Genomic DNA, 18626 nt, shown 5'->3' with positions numbered 1-18626 from the left:
CCTACTGTTCGTCTGTGCTTACTGGTTGCCGCAGGTCGACGCGGTGGCCGCGTCGAGCCAGGGCAGGTCGTGCCCCATACGGTCCCGCTTGGTGCGCAGGTACCGCAGATTGTGTTCGCCGGCCTGGACGGGCATGGGTTCGCGCCCGGTGATGCCGAGCCCGTGCCGCACGAGCGCGGCGGTCTTGTCGGGGTTGTTGGTCATCAGCCGGAGCGTGCGGACACCGAGGTCCTCGAGGATCTGGGCACCCGCCGCGTAGTCCCTGGCATCGGCCGGCAGGCCGAGCTCGAGATTGGCGTCGAGGGTGTCGGAGCCCCGCTCCTGGAGTTCGTACGCCCGCAGCTTGGACAGCAGGCCGATGCCACGGCCCTCGTGACCGCGCAGATAGACGACGATGCCGCGGCCCTCGGTCGTGATGCGTTCCATCGAGGCGTGCAGCTGGGGGCCGCAGTCGCAGCGCTGGGACTGGAAGATGTCCCCCGTCAGGCACTCGGAGTGGACCCGGACGAGGACGTCCTGGCCGTCGCCGATGTCCCCGTGCACGAGTGCGACGTGCTCGACGCCGTCGACGGTGGAGCGGTAGCCGTACGCGGTGAAGGCGCCGAACGCGGTCGGCAGCCGTACCTCCGCCTCACGCCGGACGGTCGGTTCCGAGCTGCGCCGGTAGGCGATCAGGTCCTCGATGGAGATGATCGTCAGTCCGTGCTTGCGGGCGAACGGTACGAGCTCGGGCAGCCTGAGCATCACCCCGTCCTCGCCGGCGATCTCGACGATGGCGCCTGCGGGGCGCAGCCCGGCGAGCCGTGCGAGGTCCACCGCGGCCTCGGTGTGGCCGTTGCGGACGAGGACTCCGCCGGAGCGGGCGCGCAGCGGGAAGATGTGGCCGGGCCGGACGAAGTCGCCGGGGCCCGCCCTGCCGCCCGCCAGCATCCGCAGCGTGGTGGCCCGGTCGGCGGCGGAGATCCCGGTGGTCACACCGTGAGCGGCCGAGGCGTCGACGGAGACGGTGAAGGCGGTCTTCATCGACTCCGTGTTGTTGTCGACCATCTGCGGGAGCTCGAGCCGTTCCAGCTCGTCGTTCTCCATGGGCGCGCAGATCAGCCCACGGCACTCGCTCATCATGAACGCGACGATCTCGGGGGTCGCCTTCTCGGCGGCGATGACGAGGTCGCCCTCGTTCTCCCGGTCCTCGTCGTCGACGACCACGACGGGCCGGCCGGCGGCGATGTCGCGGATCGCCTGCTCCACGGGGTCGAGGGACAGGTCCTCGGCCGTACGGTCGTGCAACCAGGTGGGCTGGGCAGTCATGCCGTGGCTCCTTCCAGAGCGGGTGACCGCGTACGCAGCCACCAGTCGCGCATGCCCCACAGGACGAGGGCGCCGTAGACGACGTAGATGAGACCGGAGAAGGCGAGTCCGCTGTGGAAGTTGAGCGGTACGCCGACGAGGTCGACGAGCAGCCACGCGAACCAGAACTCGACCATGCCGCGGGCCTGGGCCAGCATCGCGACGAGCGTGCCGGCGAAGATGTACGCGTCCGCCCATGGGCTCCAGGAGAGCGAGGGGAAGGCGGTGAACAGGCCGCCGACCGCGAGGGTGCCGACCGCGGCGCCGCCCACCAGGTACGCACGCTCGCGCCAGGTGGCGAAGCGCACGGCGATGGAGCCGTCCTGGGCCTGCTGCCTGCCGCGGGTCCACTGCTGCCAGCCCCATACGGCGACGGCGACGACGATCAGCTGCTTGCCGACGCTGCCCGCCTGCTGCACGGAGACGTTGGCCGCGATCAGGACGACGCCGGACAGGAGCTGGGCGGGCCAGGTCCAGACCGAGCGGAGCCAGCCGAGGGCCAGGGCTATCAGACCGATCGTGTTGCCGATCAGGTCCGACCAGATGATGTGCTGGCCGAAGGCGGTGAACGCCTCCGAGTTCAGCCAGTCCAGGGCACTCATGCGACCGGCCCTCCGGCTTCCGGGGCGGCGGTCCCGCCGAGCAGGCGCTCGACGTACTTCGCGATGACGTCCACTTCGAGGTTGACCGGGTCGCCGGGCTCCTTCACACCCAGTGTGGTCAGCGCGAGAGTGGTGGGGATGAGGCTGATGGTGAAGTAGTCGGGGCCCGCGTCGACGACGGTCAGGCTCACGCCGTCGACCGTGATCGAGCCCTTCTCCACCACGTAGCGGGTGAGATCGGCGGGCAGGGAGATCTTCACGATCTCCCAGTTCTCGGAGATCTTGCGCTCGATGATGCGGCCCGTGCCGTCGACGTGGCCCTGGACGATGTGTCCGCCGAGCCGGCCGCCGAGCGCCATGGGGCGCTCCAGGTTGACCCGGGAGCCCGTTTCGAGCGCCCCGAGGCTGGAGCGGTTCAGCGTCTCGGCCATCACATCGGCGGTGAACTCGTGTTCGCCGAGGTCCACGACGGTGAGGCAGACGCCGTTGACGGCGATGGAGTCGCCGTGCTTGGCGCCTTCGGTGACAACGGGGCCGCGCAGTCGGAAGCGGGAGGCGTCGCCGAGCTTCTCGACGGCGGTGACCTCACCCAGTTCTTCGACAATTCCGGTGAACACTCAGTTTCCCTTCCGAGCAGGGACGGGGACGGCGGTGATGCGCAGATCGGGGCCGATACGGACGGTCTCGGTCACATCGAGGCGCAACGCCTGGGAGATGGTGGTGATTCCGGCGTCGGCGAGGGCTGCCGGGCCCGCGCCGAGGAGGACCGGAGCGAGATAGCCGACGACCTTGTCGACTGCTCCCGCGGCAACGAAGGAACCGGCGAGGACCGGTCCGCCTTCGAGGAGTACGGAGCGGATACCGCGCCCGTGCAGGGCCGTGAGCAGGGACGGGATGTCCAGGCCGGGGCCGGTGGCGGCGCGGGGCAGCCGGAGCACGGTGTCTTCGGGGAGGTGAGCGGTGTCGGCGTCGCCGGCGACCGCGATCAGGGTGGGCGCCGTGCCGTCGAGCACCCGGGAGCCGGGCCGTACGGCGGTGGCACCCGTGTCGACGACGACCCGGAGCGGCTGGTCGGCGCCTTCGATGCCGCGTACCGCGAGCTGGGGGTCGTCGGTGTGGGCCGTGCCGGCACCGACCACGACGGCGTCGGCCTCGGCGCGCAGCCGGTGGACGTCGGCGCGGGACTCGGCCGAGGTGATCCAGCGGCTCGTGGCGTCCGCGGCGGCGATCCGGCCGTCGAGGGTCGCCGCGTACTTCCACAGGACGTACGGGCGGCCGAGCCGCACGGAGGTCAGCCAGGCGGCGTTACCCGCCTCGGCCTCTTCGGCGAGGAGTCCCTGCTCCACCTGGATCCCGGCGGCGCGCAGGGTGTCGGCGCCTCCGGTGGCCTGCGGGTTCGGGTCACCGACGGCGTACACCACCCGCTCGACACCGGCTGCCACGAGCGCCTGCGCGCAGGGGCCGGTGCGTCCGGTGTGGTTGCAGGGTTCGAGGGTGACGTAGGCGGTGCCGCCCCCGGCCTTCTCGCCGGCCTCGCGCAGGGCGTGGATCTCGGCGTGCGGCCCACCGGCGCGCCGGTGGAATCCCTCACCGGCCGGTTGTCCGGCGGCGTCGAGGATCACGCACCCGACAACCGGGTTGGGGCTGGTGGAGCCGAGTCCGCGGGCTGCGAGCGTGATCGCTCGCCGCATGGCGGTGATATCGGCTGCGGTGGCCACCGGGTCCTCCTGCCTCTTCGGGCACGGACTCCGGGGCCTGTCGATGACGACAGATGAAGCGGAACGCAACAGGGGAACGCCGAGCCGGAGGCACGGATGCGTGGTCCCGGAAGATCCCGGAACGCATCCGCCCGAAGCGGCGTACCTGTGACGGACCGCCGCGCACTGCCTCCCATCCGGACTTTCACCGTCGGTCCAGGAATCTCACCTGGTCAACCGGCCGCTGGATGCGGACGGGTCGCGGACTATAACCGCCGGTTCGGAATTACACCGACCCCGGAGTGCGCTGCTACTGGTACAGGACACATTGTGCCACGACCGGCCTTGGGCCGAACGGGCGCCTTCTGTGGCACCGCTCACACACCGGATGGGGTCTCCACTCACGGACGGGCGTGCGTGCCCCCGTCACCCGGACGGGACAACATCCCCGAAATGGTCCAGACCTATTGACTCATTGGTCTAGTCCTCTTAATCTCTGCGTCACCTCCGAGGAACGTCTGCCGGGTGTGCGCACACCCGGACCACGCACATCGCAAAGCCCCCTTGCCAGTTGTGTTCTGCCGACCTCCCCAGGAGGAACAACACACATGCTGTCCCCCACCCGTGCGAGAACCACCCTGCTCGCAGCCGGTGCAGCCGTCGCCGGACTGCTGCTGGGCTCACTCACCGCCATCCCCTCGGCCGCCGCAGCCGACCAGGAGTCCTGTCGCCCCGACGGTCTGTACCGGACCCCCGGCGTCGACGTGCCCTACTGCTCCGTCTACGACAGCGAAGGCCGCGAGAAGATGGGCGCCGACCATCAGCGGCGCGTCATCGGGTACTTCACCAACTGGCGGACCGGCAAGGACGGGAAGCCGGCCTACCTCGCCCCGGACATCCCCTGGGACAAGGTCACCCATCTGAACTACGCGTTCGCGCACATCGACGGTGCCAACAAGATCTCCGTGGGCACCGACAGCCCGCAGAACGCCTCCACCGGAATGACCTGGCCCGGTGTCGCGGGTGCCGAGATGGACCCCGCCCTCCCTTACAAGGGGCACTTCAATCTGCTCAACAAGTTCAAGAAGCAGCACCCCGACGTGAAGACCCTCGTCTCGGTGGGCGGCTGGGCCGAGACCGGCGGCTACTTCGACGACAACGGCGACCGGGTGGACTCCGGCGGCTTCTACTCGATGGCCACGAACGCCGACGGCTCGGTCAACCAGACCGGCATCGACACCTTCGCCGACTCCACCGTCACCTTCCTCCGGACGTACGGATTCAACGGAGTCGACATCGACTACGAGTACCCGACGACGATGAAGGACGCGGGCAACCCGCTCGACCACACGCTGTCCAACGCGCGCCGCGCGGGCCTCGTCAAGAGCTACGCCGCACTAATGAAGACGCTGCGCGAGAAGCTCGACCGCGCGTCCGCCGCCGACGGCAAGCACTACCTGCTGACCGTCGCGGCGCCCTCCTCCGGCTATCTGCTGCGCGGCATGGAGACCTTCCAGGTACAGAAGTACCTGGACTACGTGAACATCATGTCCTACGACCTGCACGGCGCCTGGAACGAGTACGTCGGCCCCAACGCCTCGCTCTACGACGACGGCAAGGACGCCGAACTGGCGCAGGCGGGCGTCTACTCGACCTCCCAGTACGCCGGAACCGGCTACCTCAACACCGACTGGGCCTACCACTACTTCCGCGGTTCCATGCCGGCCGGCCGGATCAACATCGGGCTGCCGTACTACTCCCGCGGCTTCAAGAACGTGCAGGGCGGCACGAACGGGCTGTGGGGCAAGGCCGCCACCACCGACTGCCCCGCGGGCGCCGGCCTGACCAAGTGCGGCGACGGGGCCGTCGGCATCGACAACCTCTGGCACGACCTGGACACCAACGGCAAGGAGTCCCCCGCGGGCTCCAACCCCATGTGGCACGCCAAGAACCTGGAGAAGGGCGTCGTCGGCGACTACGTCACGCAGTACGGCTTCCCGGCCGGCACCGAGCTCACCGGCACCTATGTCCGCAACTACGACTCGACGCTGATCGCGCCCTGGCTGTGGAACGCGGAGAAGAAGGTCTTCCTGTCCACCGAGGACGAGCAGTCGGTGGCCGCGAAGGCGGACTACGTCGTCGACAAGGGCATCGGCGGCACGATGATCTGGGAGCTCGCGGGCGACTACGGCTGGAACGCCGCCAAGGGACAGTACGAGCCGGGGTCCACGCTGACGACGGCGATGTACGACGCGTTCAAGTCGGCCGCCCCGTACGGTGCGACGCGGTCGACCGTCGACCTGCCCTCCGAGGCCCTCGACATCGACGTGTCGTTCGAGCAGTTCCCGCTGGGGGACTCGAACTACCCGATCGGCCCGAAGCTGAAGATCACCAACAACACGACGGCGACCCTGCCCGGCGGCACCGAGTTCCGGTTCGACTACGCGACCTCGGCCCCCGCCAACGCCAAGGACCAGTCGGGCTTCGGTACGACGATCGTGCGCAGCGACCACACCGCGCCGAACAACATCGGCGGCCTGAGGGGCGACTACAACCGTGTCTCGCTGAAGCTGCCCGCCTGGCAGACGCTGGCTCCGGGAGCCTCCGTACAGCTGGACTTCGTCTACTACCTCCCGACGTCGACCCCGTCCAACTGGACGGTGACCTTCGGCGGGTCCACGTACTCCCTCGCCGGGGACCTGGCACGCGGCACCACCGTGGTCCAGCCTGGGACGGGGACCGGCCCCACCCCGACGCCCACCCCCACCCCCACCGGGGGTCCGGGTGGCGGAAGCTGCTCGGCGGCGCCGTGGAGCGCCGCGGCGGAGTACGGAGCGGGTACGTCGGTGAGCCACGACGCGCACACGTGGAAGGCCCGGTGGTGGACGAAGGGCGAAACGCCCGGCTCCACCGGTGAGTGGGGCGTCTGGCAGGACCTCGGCGCCTGCTGAACCCGGGATCGACCGCCCGGCGGTGACCGGCACAACGCCCGTCACCGCCGGGCTCTTTGCCGTACGGGGTCTTTCACCGCACCCCGGCTCCACCCGGAGCGAACAGGACCTCCTGTGCGGCCTCGCGGGCGGCGAGCAGCGCGCCGCGCAGGACCGCGCTGCCGCCCAGCTCCCCCGCCCTGACCTCGGTGGGCAAGGGCGACATGCGGGCGAGCCGTTCCTCGACCCGTGCGGCGAGCGTGTCTCCGCCCGCCCTGCCGACCTCGCCGGCCAGGACGAGGCAGCCGGGGTCGAGCACCGAGACGACGGCTGCGGCGCCAAGCGCGATCCGGTCGGCCAGGGCCGCCAGGAACGCGTCACCCTCCGGGCCGTCCGCGGCCAGCGCGGAACGGACGACGGACGCGGCGGCGAGGTACTGCTCCTGCTCCCCGTCACCCGCGGGGCCCTGCGCCTTGATGCCGTGGTCGGCCGCGAGTTCGCAGACGGCGACGGAGCCGGCCAGCGAGTGGTAGCCGCCGTCGCAGTTGAGTGCCGAGGGCACCCTGCTGGTGCCGGGTACCGGCAGGAATCCGATCTCGCCCGCCCCGCCGGAGGCGCCGCGGCGCAGCTTTCCGTCCAGCATGACGGCGGCTCCGATGCCGTGGCCGAGCCAGAGCAGGACGAAGGTGTCGCGGTCGCGTGCGGCACCGATGCGGTGTTCGGCGACGGCTGCCAGGTTGGTCTCGTTCTCCACGAGGACCGTCGCGGGCAGCCGCTGCTGGAGCACCTTGACCAGCCCGCGATGCCAGGCCGGGAGGCCTGTCGTGTTGCGGAGTTCGCCGGAAACGGGGTCGATGAGGCCGGGGGCTCCGATGCCGACGCTGTGCAGTGGCGCGGTTCCCGCGGCGCGGGCGGTGCGCTCCAGCAGCGCGACGGCCTGTTCCACCGCGGGCTCGGTCGCGGTGTCGCTGCCGATCGGCAGGGTGGCCTCGGCGAGCGTGACACCGAGCAGATCGGCCACGACCACGGCGACGCTGTCGGTGCGCACGTCGAGAGCGGCCAGGTGCGCACGGTCGGCCACGATCCCGTACAGCCGGGCATTGGGACCCCGGCGGTCCGATCCGCTCTCGCCGACGACCTTGACCAGGCCGGCGTCCTGCAGCCGTTCGACCAGGTCGGCGACCGTGGGGCGGGACAGTCCGGTCAGGGTCTTGAGCTGAGTGGCCGTCAGCGGGCCGTCCTGCTGGAGCAGTCGCAGGGCGAGCCGGTCGTTGATGGCCCGGGCTGTGCTCGGGGATGCGGGCATGCCGGGATCCTTCCAGATCTCTGCCGGTCCACCATGGTGGACTATTTATCAGGCAGGGTTCCTGATAGTTTACGTGCCGCACCGCGCGGACGGGCACCCGAGTGGCCGGTCGGCGAGGATTCCCAGGGGAGGGCACGGCGTGATGACGATGGATCCAACGGTCCGGGTTTTCGGCATGGAGCAGGTAAGACGGGCCAGGTACGCGGTCGCCGCGGTCTTCTCCGTGCACGGAGCGGTGACCGGCAGCTTCGCGACCCGGGTCCCCTGGATCCAGGACCACGCCTCGGTGAGCGCCGGACAGCTCGGCCTCGCCCTCGCCTTCCCGGCCATCGGCGCTTCCCTGGCCATGCCGCTGGCCGGCCGGGTCAGCCACCGGTTCGGCGCACGGACGGCCCTGCGCGGGCTGCTGGCGCTCTGGACGCTGGCGCTGATCCTTCCGGCCCTGGCCCCGAACCTGGTCACGCTCTGCGCGGCGCTCTTCCTGTACGGGGCGACCGCCGGGATGTCGGACGTCGCCATGAACGCGCTCGGCGTCGAGGTGGAGAACCGGCTCGACAAGTCGATCATGTCCGGACTGCACGGCTGGTGGAGTGTGGGCGCACTGGTCGGTTCCGCGGCCGGCACGGTCGCCGCGCACATCGGCGCCGACGCCCGGCTCCATCACACCCTGGCCGCGCTCGTGCTCACCGGGCTCGGCCTGATCGCCTGCCGTCACGTGCTCGACCTGCGCAGTGAGCCGGACGAGGAGCCGCCGCCGCGCTTCACCCTGCCGCCGAAGTCCGCGCTGGTCATCGGCGCGGTGGGTTTCTGCGCCGTGTTCGCCGAGGGGGCGAGCCTGGACTGGTCGGCCGTCTACCTCAAGGACATCATGGGCAGTTCCGCCGGGCTCGCCGCGGCGTCGACGACCGCGTTCGCCCTGACGATGGCGATCGCCCGGATCGCCGGCGACCGGGTGGTCGACCGGTTCGGCGCGGTGCGGACCGTACGGGTCGGCGGCGTCCTCGCGACCGTCGGCGGGCTGCTGGTGGTCCTGGCGCCGAACGCGGCGCTGGCACTGTGCGGCTTCGGCCTGCTCGGGCTGGGCGTCGCGGTCGTCGTACCGCTGGCGTTCGCCGCGGCCGGGCGCAGCGGGGACAACCCGAGCCGGGCCATCGCGGGCGTGGCCACCATCACGTACACCTCGGGGCTCATCGCCCCGTCCGCGATCGGCTCCCTGGCGGAGGCGACCTCGCTGCTGGTGTCGTTCGGCCTCGTGACGGTGCTGGCATTCGGACTGGTGCTGGGCGCCGGGGTGCTGAGGGCCGGCGATCGCAAGGTGGCGGAGGGGGGCACTCCCGACGCTGCACCCGCCACGGCACCGTCCGGGAGCGCCGCCGCCAAGTGACTCCGTACGGCGTACGGGCCCCGCGGGCGGCGCGGGGCCCGTACGCCGCGGGTCAGCCGGCGATCGAGTCGAGCTGTTCAGCGGCGGGGCGCAGGGCCCACAGGTCACCGCCGGGGGGAGTTTCGAGGCGGGGAACCGCCGCCCGGGCCTGCCGGTCGCCCGCGTCGGCTGCCGCGTGCACGATGTCGCTCGCGGCGTACCGGTAGAACTCGAGCTCGGGGTGCGGCCACGGCGCGGCCCCGGTCGCGGCGGGCAGCAGGTAGCGCACGGCCTTGAACAGGCTCTGCCCCTGCGGCCCTTCGTAGTCCCAGAGGTCCACCCCGACCTGCCTGCCGATGGCGGCGAGCCTCGTGTAGGCGACCAGGTCGAAGGTCGAGTAGTGCCAGCTCCTGGTGCGGGCGAGTTCCTGGGGCTGGCTGCCGTCCTCGCCGATCTGCGGGTCGATCCGCAGGGCCCGCGCGTCCAGGACGGTTCTGCGGGCGAGTTCGCGGTCGCCGGTGGCGAGGGCCAGTCCGGCGATCTGCATGTCCTGGAAGGTGCCGTGGTTGTTCTTCGCGGCGGACTCCTGCTTCCCGAACTCCGAATTCACCAGCCAGTCCAGGAAGTCGGTGTTCCAGGCCCGCATCGCGGCCCGGTCGCCCGTGGACCAGCCGGGCGCTCCGGCGTCGAGCAGGGCGACGGCGTCGAGCACGCTGGTGTACTGCTGCGAGAAGTCGATGATCCCGATGGCCCGGCCGTCGTACTTGCAGGGGATGAACTGCCCGTGGTCGAGGTTCGGGTTCATCCGGGTCGCCGGGTCGAGGAACCAGGTGCGCAGGATGTCCCCGGCGTGCTCGGCGTACTGCTCGCGGCCCGTGTAGTACCAGGCGAGGCTGAGCGCGGTGACCGAGTTGAAGACCTTGCCGACGTCGGGGCGGTCGGTACCGGTGTCGACCTCGGGATTGCGCTCGCCGTCCCGCTGGACGTACGGGCAGCCCCAGGGGTTGTCCTCGGTACGCGGCTGGGACGGCCACCAGTAGGGCGCCTGGCTGAGGTAGTCGTGGACATCCCCGCCGGGCGCCGGTGCGGGCTTGTCGACCACCGTCCACGGGCCCTGGCCGAGCCAGCCGTCCGCCTGCGCGGTGAGCTTCGCGACAGCCCGGCGGAGCGCCGGATCGCCCCGGTCGAGCCGGGCCTTGGTCCGCTGCATGCGCTGACCGTCGATCACCACGGTCCTGGGCGGCGCCGCGTGCGGACGGTCGCCCGGCGCGGTGGCCGCGGCCGGTGAGGCGGTGGGTACGAGTGCGGCGCCCAGCGCGGTCACGGTGGCGAGCAGCACACCGAGGCGTCGACGGCGTCTTCCGTTCATCGAGCACTCCTCAATTTCAGGTATGTGAACACTGTTCATGAGCAGGACCGTGTGAGCGTAGATGTGACTGTTCGGACTGACAATGCTTCGCGCACGATTCACGGATGGGACCCGTCGGGCCGTCGGAGTGCCCGGGTGCCAGGACGGACCGGAATCGATGACCTGGTCGCGGCGGCACTAACATGACGCTGATCATCTCCGCGGGTGGACACACCGCACACACATGACAGGGAGCGACCATGGGCCTCGGCGTGCGCTGGACCTTGCACGGCGACGGGAAGACCCCCGAACCGGGGGCCGTGGTTCGCCCCGACGAACGGCTCTCCTGGCCCCGGACCTTCGGACTCGGCGCCCAGCACGTGGTGGCCATGTTCGGCGCGTCGTTCGTCGCGCCCGTCCTGATGGGCCTGGACCCGAACCTCGCCATCATGATGTCCGGTGTCGCGACCGCCATCTTCCTGCTGGCCACGCGCGGCAGGGTCCCCAGTTACCTGGGCTGCTCGCTCTCCTTCGTGGGGGTCGCCGCCACGATCCGGGCCGGCGGGGGCAGCAGCGCCACCGTCACCGGTGCGGTCCTCGTGGTCGGTGCCGTGCTGTTCCTGGCGGGGCTCGCCGTGCAGCGGTTCGGCGCGCGGATCATCCACGCGGCCATGCCTCCGGTGGTGACCGGCGCCGTCGTCATGCTGATCGGCTTCAACCTCGCCCCGGTCACCGCGTCGACGTACTGGCCGCAGGACCAGTGGACGGCTCTGCTCGTCATGCTGTTCACCGGTCTGGCCGTGGTCTGTCTGCGCGGCTTCCTCTCCCGTATCGCGATCTTCCTCGGACTCGTTTTCGGCTACGTCCTGTCCTGGGTGCTCGACCGGGTCTTCGGGAAGATCCACTCACCGGCGGGCGGCCCCGAGGCGGTCGACCACTGGCGGCTGAACCTGTCCGCGGTGGGCGACGCCGACTGGGTCGGGCTCCCGTCCTTCCACGCGCCGAGCTTCGAGTGGTCGGCGATCCTGGTCGCGCTGCCCGTCGTGATCGCCCTGATCGCCGAGAACGCGGGGCACGTGAAGGCTGTCGGCGAGATGACCGGCGAGTCCCTCGACGACAAACTGGGCACGGCGATCGCGGCCGACGGCGCCGCGTCGATGCTGTCCACCGCTGTCGGCGGCCCGCCGAACACCACGTACTCCGAGAACATCGGTGTCATGGCCGCGACCCGCGTCTACTCCACCGCCGCCTACTGGGCCGCCGCGTGCTTCGCGCTGCTCTTCGGTCTGTGCCCCAAGTTCGGGGCGGTCGTCGCCGCGATCCCCGGCGGTGTGCTCGGCGGCATCACCGTCATCCTCTACGGCATGATCGGCCTCCTGGGTGCCCAGATCTGGACCAACGCCAAGGTCGATCTGCGCAATCCGCTGAACCTCGTACCGGCCGCGGCGGGCATCATCATCGGCATCGGCGGGGTCAGCCTGAAGTTCTCCGACGACTTCGAACTGAGCGGCATCGCACTCGGCACCATCGTCGTGATCACCGGCTACCACGTGCTCCGGGCCTTCGCCCCCGCCCACCTCAGGACCCAGGATCCCCTGCTGGACTCGGGCACCTCCGCGTACGACGAGGAATCGCCCAAGGCCTGAGGCTCAGCCGGTTGCCAGGTCGTAGGCGTAGTCCGGGGTGAAGGATCCGGCCGCTCCCTTGCAGCCGTCGGACTCCCCCGGCAGCTTCACCCACAGGTAGGCGTCGATCCGGGACGCACCGGTCCTCGTCGTCGGGGTCCGGCCGAGGGCCCTGCCCCCGGGGTCGCACCAGTCACCGGCCTGCGGCGCCCCGTTGCCGTTGCGGCTGGTGTCGATGACCGCGCCGAGGCGGGCCGGGCCGCCGAGGGCGGCCAGTACCCGGCGGGCATAGGCCGCTTCGTCCGCCGTGCTGTGGAAGTTCGACACATTGGTGAAGATGCCGTCCCCGCTGGTCGCGGCGCCCGCCTCCTTGAGCGCGGCTGCCTGCTTGGCGGCGGAGTGCCAGCCGGAGTGCCCACCGTCGAAGTAGACCCTGGCCCGCGGGTTCGCGGCGTGCAGGGCACGGCCCGCCCTGGCCAGCGACGCGAAGCGGGCTGCCCGCTGCCCCGCCGAGAGGCAGTCCGAGAGCGCGATCGCGTCCGGCTCCAGGATCACGATGACCGGTCCGCTGCCCAGCCCTTCGGCGAACCTGTCCATCCACGCGTCGTACGCCGCCAGTCCGGGCGCCCCTCCCTCGGAGGCTCCGCCGCAGTCCCGGTCGGGTATCGCGTACGGCACGAGCACAGGGGTACGGCCCGCGGCCGCGGCGCCCGACGTCACACCGCGGACCTGCGCGGTCACCGCCGACGGGTTGTAGGCCGCGAACCAGACCGCGGCCGGCTGGGCCGCGATCCGGGACTCGATGAGCGGACGGCGCGGATCGTCCCGGTGACCGCGGACCCAGTCCAGGACCTGCGACTCCGAGTGGCGGTAGAGCCCTGCGGCCGTCGCGGTTCGCTGCGGGGGCTTCGTCTCCGACGGCTCCGGAGCGGCTTTCTTCACGGCCGTCCGGGAAGGACGCGGCGAGGCGGAGGGGGACACGGTGGCCGGTGACGCGGTGGGCACCGCGGGCAGCGGTTCCAGGACCGGTGAAACGGTCGTGTCGGGGCGGGCGGTCGTCCGCTCGCCCTCCCCCGCGGTTGCGGTGATCACGCCGGTCGCCGTACCTACGGCGACCACGGCCGATGCGGCGACGGCCATGGCGTGCCGGCGTGCGGTACGCCTGCGCTGTCTGGTCTCGGTCCTGCGTTGTGCGCGTGCGCCCGACACTGTTCGTTCCTCTCCCCCGGCGCCCCTCGTTCGTCCGTTCCGATGAACCTCAGGCCGGTCGGCGCCGTGGCGAGCCTACGGCTGGGACGCTGCCCGCATGGCCCAGTTCGAGCAGTTCGCAGACCCGGCCGGCACATCCTGCCCACGCGTGGACGGTGCGGTGGCCGATGTGGGCACGGTGATCGAGCGGATGCGCACGTACCGCTCCCACTGGCCGCCGGGGGACGGCGTAGCCGTGTTCAACCAGGTCTATCTGACGGTCACGGAGGCCGTCGGCGGGCGGATCGAGGGCGGTTCCTTCCCGGACCGGGACACCGTGTCCGCCCTGGATGTGCGGTTCGCCGAGCACTATCTGACCGCCGTCGACACCGCCGCGGCGGGCGGTCGGCCGCCCGCCTGCTGGCGTCCGCTGTTCCAGCTCCGGCGCCATCCCGGCGTACGCCCGCTGCAGTTCGCGCTCGCCGGTATCAATGCGCACATCGGCCACGACCTCGCGTTGGCCGTGGTGGACACCTGCCGTACGCTCGGCTGCGCTCCGGCGGACCTGGAGGAGGAGTTCGACCGGGTGGGAGATCTCCTCGTGATGCTGGAGGAGCAGATCCGCGAAGAACTGATGCCGGGTCCCGATCTGCTGGAGGTCGCCGACCCCCTCACGCATCTGGCGGGTTCCTGGAGCCTGGAGAGGGCCCGCGAGGCCTCGTGGTCGGCGGCGCGGATGCTGTGGCGACTGCGTGGAGTACCGCTGCTGGCCGAGGAGTTCAGGGCGCGTACGGATGCGGGGATCGGCCTGGTGGGGAGGATCCTGCTCACCCCGTGCCGCTGATCCCGTTCACCCGGACGGCGGGTCATACCCTGGGGTGTCCCCCGACCTCTTCCCTGCGGAGCTCCTCATGTCCGATCCGGCCGGCCGCCCCCGCGTGGTCGTCTCCGTACCCCCGCACCTGCGCGCCGAGTTCTTCACCGCCGAGGTCTGGCAGCAGCTGGACGCGGCGGCCGAACTGACCGTCCTGGACGAGCACCGGGACCGTACGGCGCTGGCCGCGGCCCTCCCCGGGGCACGGGCACTCGTCACCTCGTGGCGCAGTCCGCGCGTCGACGCCCGGCTCCTCGACTCCGCGGACCGGTTGGAGCTCGTCGCGCACACGGGCTCGGCCGTGGCCCCGTACGTCGACGAAGAGGTGTTCCGGCGCGGCATCCAAGTCACGCAGGCGGGCGACGAGATGGCGCGGCCGGTGGCCGAGGTGGCCCTGGCGTTCACCCTGTCCCTGCTGCACCGCATCCACCGCTTCGATCACGCCCTGCACGACGGCACCCCGTGGGCCGAGGCCGTCCAGGCACCGCCGTCGCACGAGATCCACGGCAGCGACATCGGGGTGATCGGCGCGTCCCGCACCGGTCGCGCGTACATCGCCATGGTGCGGGCGATGGGGGCGCGGGTCCGCGTCACCGACCCGTTCCTGTCCGAAGCCGACGCGGTGGCGCTCGGGGTGGAGTCCGTGCCGCTGGAGGTGCTGCTCACGCGGAGCAGGATCGTCGCCGTGCACGCCCCGGTGACCGAGCGGACGCACCGGATGATCGGTGCCGCCCAGCTGGCTCTGATGCCGGACGGCGCGGGCCTGGTGAACACCGCCCGGGCCTGGCTGGTCGACGAGAAGGCACTGCTCGCGGAGCTGGCCTCGGGGCGGCTGGACGCGGCGATCGACGTGTTCGACGAGGAGCCGCTCCCGGTGGACCACGCCTTCCGTGCCCTGCCGAACGTGCTGCTGACCCCGCATCGGGCCGCGGGCAGCGTCGAGGTCAGGCAGCGTCTCGGGGCGAGCGCCGTCGGGGAGGTCGTGCGGTTGCTCGCCGGGCAGCCACTGCTCCACACGGTGACCGCCGACGCCCTGGAACGCCTGCGCTGAGGGCACCGGCCCGGTGCCTGCGCCGACGGCCGGGCCGGTGCACCGGGGCTCAGTCCTCCGGAAGCTCGACCGGTGCGATCTCGTCGAAGACGTCGCCGGGGCCGGGGTTCGTCGGGTCCGTGGCGCCGCCGAACTGGCTCATGACACCCCATACGGCGTTGAGCGCGGTCTGCACGGCGCCCTCGGCCCAGCCGGCCGTCCACGAGATGTCGTCGCCGGCCAGGAACAGGCCCCGCTTGTCCGACGGCAGCCGGTCCTGCATGAAGTGGGTGAACAGGCGCCGCTGGTAGCGGTAGTGGCCGGGCAGGTTGGCCTTGAACGCGCCCATGAAGTAGGGCTCGTTCTCCCAGGAGACGGTGACCGGGTTGCCGATGATGTGCTTGCGGATGTCGACCTTGGGATAGATCTCGCCGAGCGACTTGAGCATGACGTCCATGCGCTCCTTCGGGGAGAGCGGCAGCCACTTCAGGCTGTCGTCGCACCACGTGTAGGAGAGACAGATGACGGCCGGCTTGCCGGGTCCGTCGTCCAGGAGGTACGTGCCCCGGGTCATCCGGTCCGTGAGCGTCATCGACATGGTGTCGCGGCCGGTCGCTTCGTCCTTGTCCAGCCAGAACGGCCGGTCGACGGGCACGAACAGCTTGGACGACTCCATGTAGTGGGTGCGCTCCATCGCCGTCCAGTGGTCGATCGGGAAGAGCGCGTCGTCGCAGGCGATCTTGGAGAGCAGCAGCCAGGACTGCCCGGTGAAGACCGCGGCCCGGTAGGAGCGGATGTCGCCGGTGGCGTCCGTGACCGTGATCCGGTTTCCAGCGGTGCGGTCCAGGCGGGTCACGGCGGGGCGCGGCTGCCCGTCGTGCAGGGAGGCCAGCGACGTACCGAGCGGCCAGTGGACGATCTTGCGCGGTTCGCGGTCCCACAGGCGCAGCGGCAGCTGCTGGCTGCCGCCGACGATCCCGCGGTGGTGGTCGTCGGCCTCGGTGTAGACGACGCGGAGGATCTCCAGGATGGAGTTGGGGAAGTCGGTGTCCCAGCCGCCGGTTCCGAAGCCGACCTGGCCGAAGATCTCTCGGTGCCGGAAGGACTTGAAGGCGTCCGAGGCGCAGAGGAACCCGTAGAAGGTCTGGTTGTCGAGCTTCTCGACGAGCTTCGCCCAGATCTCCCGGATGCGCGGGACATCGCGCTCGCGCATGGCCCTGTTCATGTCGGAGAAGTCGGCGCCCTCTTCCAGGCACGAGTTCCAGGCGTCCATCACATCGCGGTAGACCTGCGGCAGATCGGCGATGGTCTCGGCGTAGTGGGACTCGCCCTTGAGGTCGACGACGGTCGACGGAGTGGCCGGGGAGAGCGGGTTGGGGAACGGCTCGGTCTCCAGGCCCACCAGGTCGATGTAGTGCTGCAGCGCCGTGGACGAGGGCGGGAAGCGCATGGCGCCCATCTCGGCGGTCAGCGAGGGGTCGCAGCCCTCGAAGCCGACCGTACGCAGCCGGCCGCCGATCTGGTCCGCCTCGTAGACGACGGGCCGCAGCCCCATCTTCATCAGTTCGTACGCGGCGATGATGCCGGAGAGGCCACCGCCGATGACGGCGACCTCGGATCCGTGCTCGGTCGCCGGTATCTGGCCGATGCCCGCCGGGTGCGTGAGGAAGTCGTCGTACGCGTAGGGGAAGTCCGGCCCGAACATGGTGATCGGCGGCTGCGCGTCGGTGTGCTGGACGGCGTTGGGCACCGTGGACGTCATGGGGTACGGACTCCTTGCACAGGTGAGAAGGGGGGACGAAGGGGAGGGCTCGGGTCAGGCGAGGGAGCCGTACAGACCGGGACGGCGGTCCTTCAGATACGGGTTGGCCGCCCGCGAGGCACCGAGGAACGCGGGGTCCACCTCACCGATGACGAGCTCCTCGCCGCGGCCGGCACGGGTCCGCACGGTGCCGTCGGGGCCTGCCAGACAGCTCAGCCCGACGAACTCGAACTCGCCCTCCGGACCGGTCCTGTTGACGTACGCGACGTACATCTGGCTCTCGAAGGCACGGACCGGGACCACCGACTCGGCGACGAACTGGAAGGGGTGCATCTGCGCGGTCGGCACCAGCAGCAGGCCGGTCCCGGCCAGGGCGTGTGCCCGGACGTTCTCCGGGAACTCGACGTCGTAGCAGATCAGCACGCCGATCCGGACGCCGTCGAGGTCTGCCTGCACCACGGCCTGCTCGCCGGGCGTGAACCACTTCTGCTCGAAGCTGCCGAACAGATGGGTCTTGCGGTAGTTCGCGAGGGCGGTCCCGTCCGGGCCGATGAGCTGCGCCGCGTTGAAGATCAGCTCGCCGGCGCGCTCCGGGTAGCCGTACAGGACGGCGATGCCGTGCCGCGCGCAGAGCTCCGCGACCGCCCGTGCTCCCGGTCCGTCCGCGGGTTCGGCGAGCGTGGGGACGGCGTCGCCGACGGCGTATCCGGTGAGGAAGAGTTCCGGGCAGACGAGCAGTCGGGCACCGGCCTCGGCGGCGCGTCCTGCGGCCTCGTCGAGCACCTTGATGTTCTCGTCCACGGAGCCGGGTCGTCCGGAGCTCTGGAGCAGGGCGGTACGCAGCGGCGGCATGGCTGACCTCGGGCGGTGCGGGCGGAGTACGGGGAGACGTATTGAAGGTACGGGGCGCCGATCGGGCCGGACAAGGCGCGAGTGTTGCGCGCACACCATCGATTCATTGCGTCGTACAGGGCTGCCGCGGTGATTCGTTGCGTACGGCGTCCACGCAGGTCAGAAGGGTGATTTCGGTCTCGTACGGGCGGGGGCGGGGCCCCGCGCAGCCTCAGGCGGGAGAGCCGGAGGCGTACCGTCGCAGAAGCGGGGAGAGGACGAGCACCGACTTGGTGCGCTCCACGTACGGCTCGCCCGCGATGCGCTCGAGCACCTGCTCGAAGTGCCGCATGTCGGCGGCGAAGACCTGCACGATCGCGTCGGCGTCTCCCGTCACGGTGGACGCGGACGCGATCTCCGGATAGCGGGCGAGGCCCTGCTTGATCGCTTCCGGTGCGGTGTTGCGGCTGCAGTAGATCTCGATGAATCCCTCGGTGTGCCAGCCGAGCGCCGCCGGGTCCACCCGCACGGTGAAGCCTGTGATGGCGCCCTCGGCGCGCAACCGGTCCACGCGGCGTTTCACGGCGGGAGCGGACAGTCCGATGATCGCGCCGATGTCGGCGTAACTGCGCCGGGCGTCTTCGGCAAGGGCGTGGACGATGCGTTCGTCGAGGTCGTTCAGGCGCACTTCAGAGGGATCACTTCTCTGCGACGGTCGGATTC

The 18626-nt window shown here is 70.8% G+C and carries 15 protein-coding genes and 1 riboswitch; of the genes, 5 read left to right on the top strand and 10 right to left on the bottom strand.

What is annotated here, in order from left to right:
• Window positions 1-18: 18 nt before the first annotated feature.
• From OG257_RS31965 to ribD, 4 genes are read right to left on the bottom strand one after another with little or no spacing between them, the layout of a single operon-like run.
• Window positions 19-1308, bottom strand: coding sequence for a bifunctional 3,4-dihydroxy-2-butanone-4-phosphate synthase/GTP cyclohydrolase II (locus OG257_RS31965; protein WP_329213009.1), 1290 nt, complete (start codon window positions 1306-1308; stop codon window positions 19-21).
• Window positions 1305-1949, bottom strand: coding sequence for a nicotinamide mononucleotide transporter family protein (locus OG257_RS31960; protein ID WP_329213007.1), 645 nt, complete (start codon window positions 1947-1949; stop codon window positions 1305-1307). The genes OG257_RS31965 and OG257_RS31960 overlap by 4 nt, the downstream gene beginning before the upstream one ends.
• Window positions 1946-2566 (bottom strand): riboflavin synthase, encoded by a 621-nt coding sequence (locus tag OG257_RS31955; protein WP_329213005.1) that lies wholly within the window; start codon window positions 2564-2566, stop codon window positions 1946-1948. The genes OG257_RS31960 and OG257_RS31955 overlap by 4 nt, the downstream gene beginning before the upstream one ends.
• Window positions 2567-3667, bottom strand: coding sequence for a bifunctional diaminohydroxyphosphoribosylaminopyrimidine deaminase/5-amino-6-(5-phosphoribosylamino)uracil reductase RibD (gene ribD, locus OG257_RS31950; protein WP_329213003.1), 1101 nt, complete (start codon window positions 3665-3667; stop codon window positions 2567-2569).
• Between the two features lie 158 nt (window positions 3668-3825).
• Window positions 3826-3956: riboswitch (FMN riboswitch) on the bottom strand.
• A gap of 298 nt (window positions 3957-4254) precedes the next feature.
• Here ribD and OG257_RS31945 point away from each other — a divergent pair.
• Window positions 4255-6597: a chitinase C-terminal domain-containing protein gene (locus OG257_RS31945; RefSeq protein WP_329213001.1), complete on the top strand. Its 2343-nt coding sequence runs from the start codon at window positions 4255-4257 to the stop codon at window positions 6595-6597.
• Window positions 6598-6670: 73 nt separating this feature from the next.
• On the opposite strand, the gene OG257_RS31940 is transcribed toward OG257_RS31945, so the two are convergent.
• Window positions 6671-7882: an ROK family transcriptional regulator gene (locus OG257_RS31940; protein ID WP_329212999.1), complete on the bottom strand. Its 1212-nt coding sequence runs from the start codon at window positions 7880-7882 to the stop codon at window positions 6671-6673.
• Window positions 7883-8024: 142 nt separating this feature from the next.
• Between OG257_RS31940 and OG257_RS31935 the strand changes: the two genes are divergently transcribed.
• The gene (locus OG257_RS31935; RefSeq protein ID WP_329212997.1) at window positions 8025-9266 is read left to right on the top strand and encodes an MFS transporter; all 1242 of its coding nucleotides are present in this window, start codon (window positions 8025-8027) and stop codon (window positions 9264-9266) included.
• Between the two features lie 52 nt (window positions 9267-9318).
• Here the strand turns inward: OG257_RS31935 and OG257_RS31930 are convergent, their stop codons facing one another.
• Window positions 9319-10614, bottom strand: a complete 1296-nt coding sequence (locus OG257_RS31930) for an alginate lyase family protein (protein ID WP_329212995.1) — start codon at window positions 10612-10614, stop codon at window positions 9319-9321.
• Between the two features lie 239 nt (window positions 10615-10853).
• Between OG257_RS31930 and OG257_RS31925 the strand changes: the two genes are divergently transcribed.
• On the top strand, window positions 10854-12239 hold the full coding sequence (locus tag OG257_RS31925) for a uracil-xanthine permease family protein (RefSeq protein ID WP_329212993.1): 1386 nt from the start codon (window positions 10854-10856) through the stop codon (window positions 12237-12239).
• A gap of 3 nt (window positions 12240-12242) precedes the next feature.
• On the opposite strand, the gene OG257_RS31920 is transcribed toward OG257_RS31925, so the two are convergent.
• Window positions 12243-13427 carry a glycoside hydrolase family 6 protein gene (locus OG257_RS31920; RefSeq protein ID WP_329212991.1) on the bottom strand — a complete coding sequence of 395 codons (1185 nt, stop codon included), beginning with the start codon at window positions 13425-13427 and terminating at the stop codon, window positions 12243-12245.
• A gap of 97 nt (window positions 13428-13524) precedes the next feature.
• Between OG257_RS31920 and OG257_RS31915 the strand changes: the two genes are divergently transcribed.
• Both OG257_RS31915 and OG257_RS31910 read left to right on the top strand, forming a co-directional pair.
• Window positions 13525-14250 carry a DUF5995 family protein gene (locus OG257_RS31915; protein ID WP_443054509.1) on the top strand — a complete coding sequence of 242 codons (726 nt, stop codon included), beginning with the start codon at window positions 13525-13527 and terminating at the stop codon, window positions 14248-14250.
• 67 nt (window positions 14251-14317) lie between these two features.
• Window positions 14318-15331, top strand: a complete 1014-nt coding sequence (locus OG257_RS31910; RefSeq protein ID WP_329212989.1) for a hydroxyacid dehydrogenase — start codon at window positions 14318-14320, stop codon at window positions 15329-15331.
• A 49-nt stretch (window positions 15332-15380) separates the two neighbouring features.
• Here OG257_RS31910 and OG257_RS31905 read toward each other — a convergent pair whose 3' ends face one another.
• The 3 genes from OG257_RS31905 to OG257_RS31895 all read right to left on the bottom strand — a co-directional run bounded on the left by OG257_RS31905 (window position 15381) and on the right by OG257_RS31895 (window position 18591).
• A complete protein-coding gene (locus OG257_RS31905; RefSeq protein ID WP_329212987.1) occupies window positions 15381-17072 on the bottom strand; it encodes a flavin monoamine oxidase family protein in 1692 nt (563 codons plus the stop codon).
• Window positions 17073-17126: 54 nt separating this feature from the next.
• Window positions 17127-17924, bottom strand: coding sequence for a carbon-nitrogen hydrolase family protein (locus tag OG257_RS31900; RefSeq protein WP_329212985.1), 798 nt, complete (start codon window positions 17922-17924; stop codon window positions 17127-17129).
• A gap of 211 nt (window positions 17925-18135) precedes the next feature.
• Window positions 18136-18591, bottom strand: coding sequence for an Lrp/AsnC family transcriptional regulator (locus OG257_RS31895; RefSeq protein ID WP_329212983.1), 456 nt, complete (start codon window positions 18589-18591; stop codon window positions 18136-18138).
• Between the last annotated feature and the right edge of the window lie 35 nt (window positions 18592-18626).

The sequence above is a fragment of the Streptomyces sp. NBC_00683 genome (assembly GCF_036226745.1).
In the GTDB taxonomy this organism is placed as follows: Bacteria; Actinomycetota; Actinomycetes; order Streptomycetales; family Streptomycetaceae; genus Streptomyces.
The sequence above is the reverse complement of the archived record's forward strand: the minus strand, read 5'-3'. Positions and strand labels throughout refer to the sequence as shown.

Bases quoted from the DNA above. Each gene is read 5' to 3' on its own strand.
- OG257_RS31945 (WP_329213001.1), top strand. From the start codon at position 4,255: ATGCTGTCCCCCACCCGTGCGAGAACCACCCTGCTCGCAGCCGGTGCA.
- OG257_RS31940 (WP_329212999.1), bottom strand. From the start codon at position 7,882: ATGCCCGCATCCCCGAGCACAGCCCGGGCCATCAACGACCGGCTCGCC.
- OG257_RS31900 (WP_329212985.1), bottom strand. From the start codon at position 17,924: ATGCCGCCGCTGCGTACCGCCCTGCTCCAGAGCTCCGGACGACCCGGC.
- OG257_RS31925 (WP_329212993.1), top strand. From the start codon at position 10,854: ATGGGCCTCGGCGTGCGCTGGACCTTGCACGGCGACGGGAAGACCCCC.
- OG257_RS31965 (WP_329213009.1), bottom strand. From the start codon at position 1,308: ATGACTGCCCAGCCCACCTGGTTGCACGACCGTACGGCCGAGGACCTG.
- OG257_RS31930 (WP_329212995.1), bottom strand. From the start codon at position 10,614: ATGAACGGAAGACGCCGTCGACGCCTCGGTGTGCTGCTCGCCACCGTG.
- OG257_RS31915 (WP_443054509.1), top strand. From the start codon at position 13,525: ATGGCCCAGTTCGAGCAGTTCGCAGACCCGGCCGGCACATCCTGCCCA.
- OG257_RS31960 (WP_329213007.1), bottom strand. From the start codon at position 1,949: ATGAGTGCCCTGGACTGGCTGAACTCGGAGGCGTTCACCGCCTTCGGC.
- OG257_RS31905 (WP_329212987.1), bottom strand. From the start codon at position 17,072: ATGACGTCCACGGTGCCCAACGCCGTCCAGCACACCGACGCGCAGCCG.
- OG257_RS31910 (WP_329212989.1), top strand. From the start codon at position 14,318: ATGTCCGATCCGGCCGGCCGCCCCCGCGTGGTCGTCTCCGTACCCCCG.
- OG257_RS31935 (WP_329212997.1), top strand. From the start codon at position 8,025: ATGACGATGGATCCAACGGTCCGGGTTTTCGGCATGGAGCAGGTAAGA.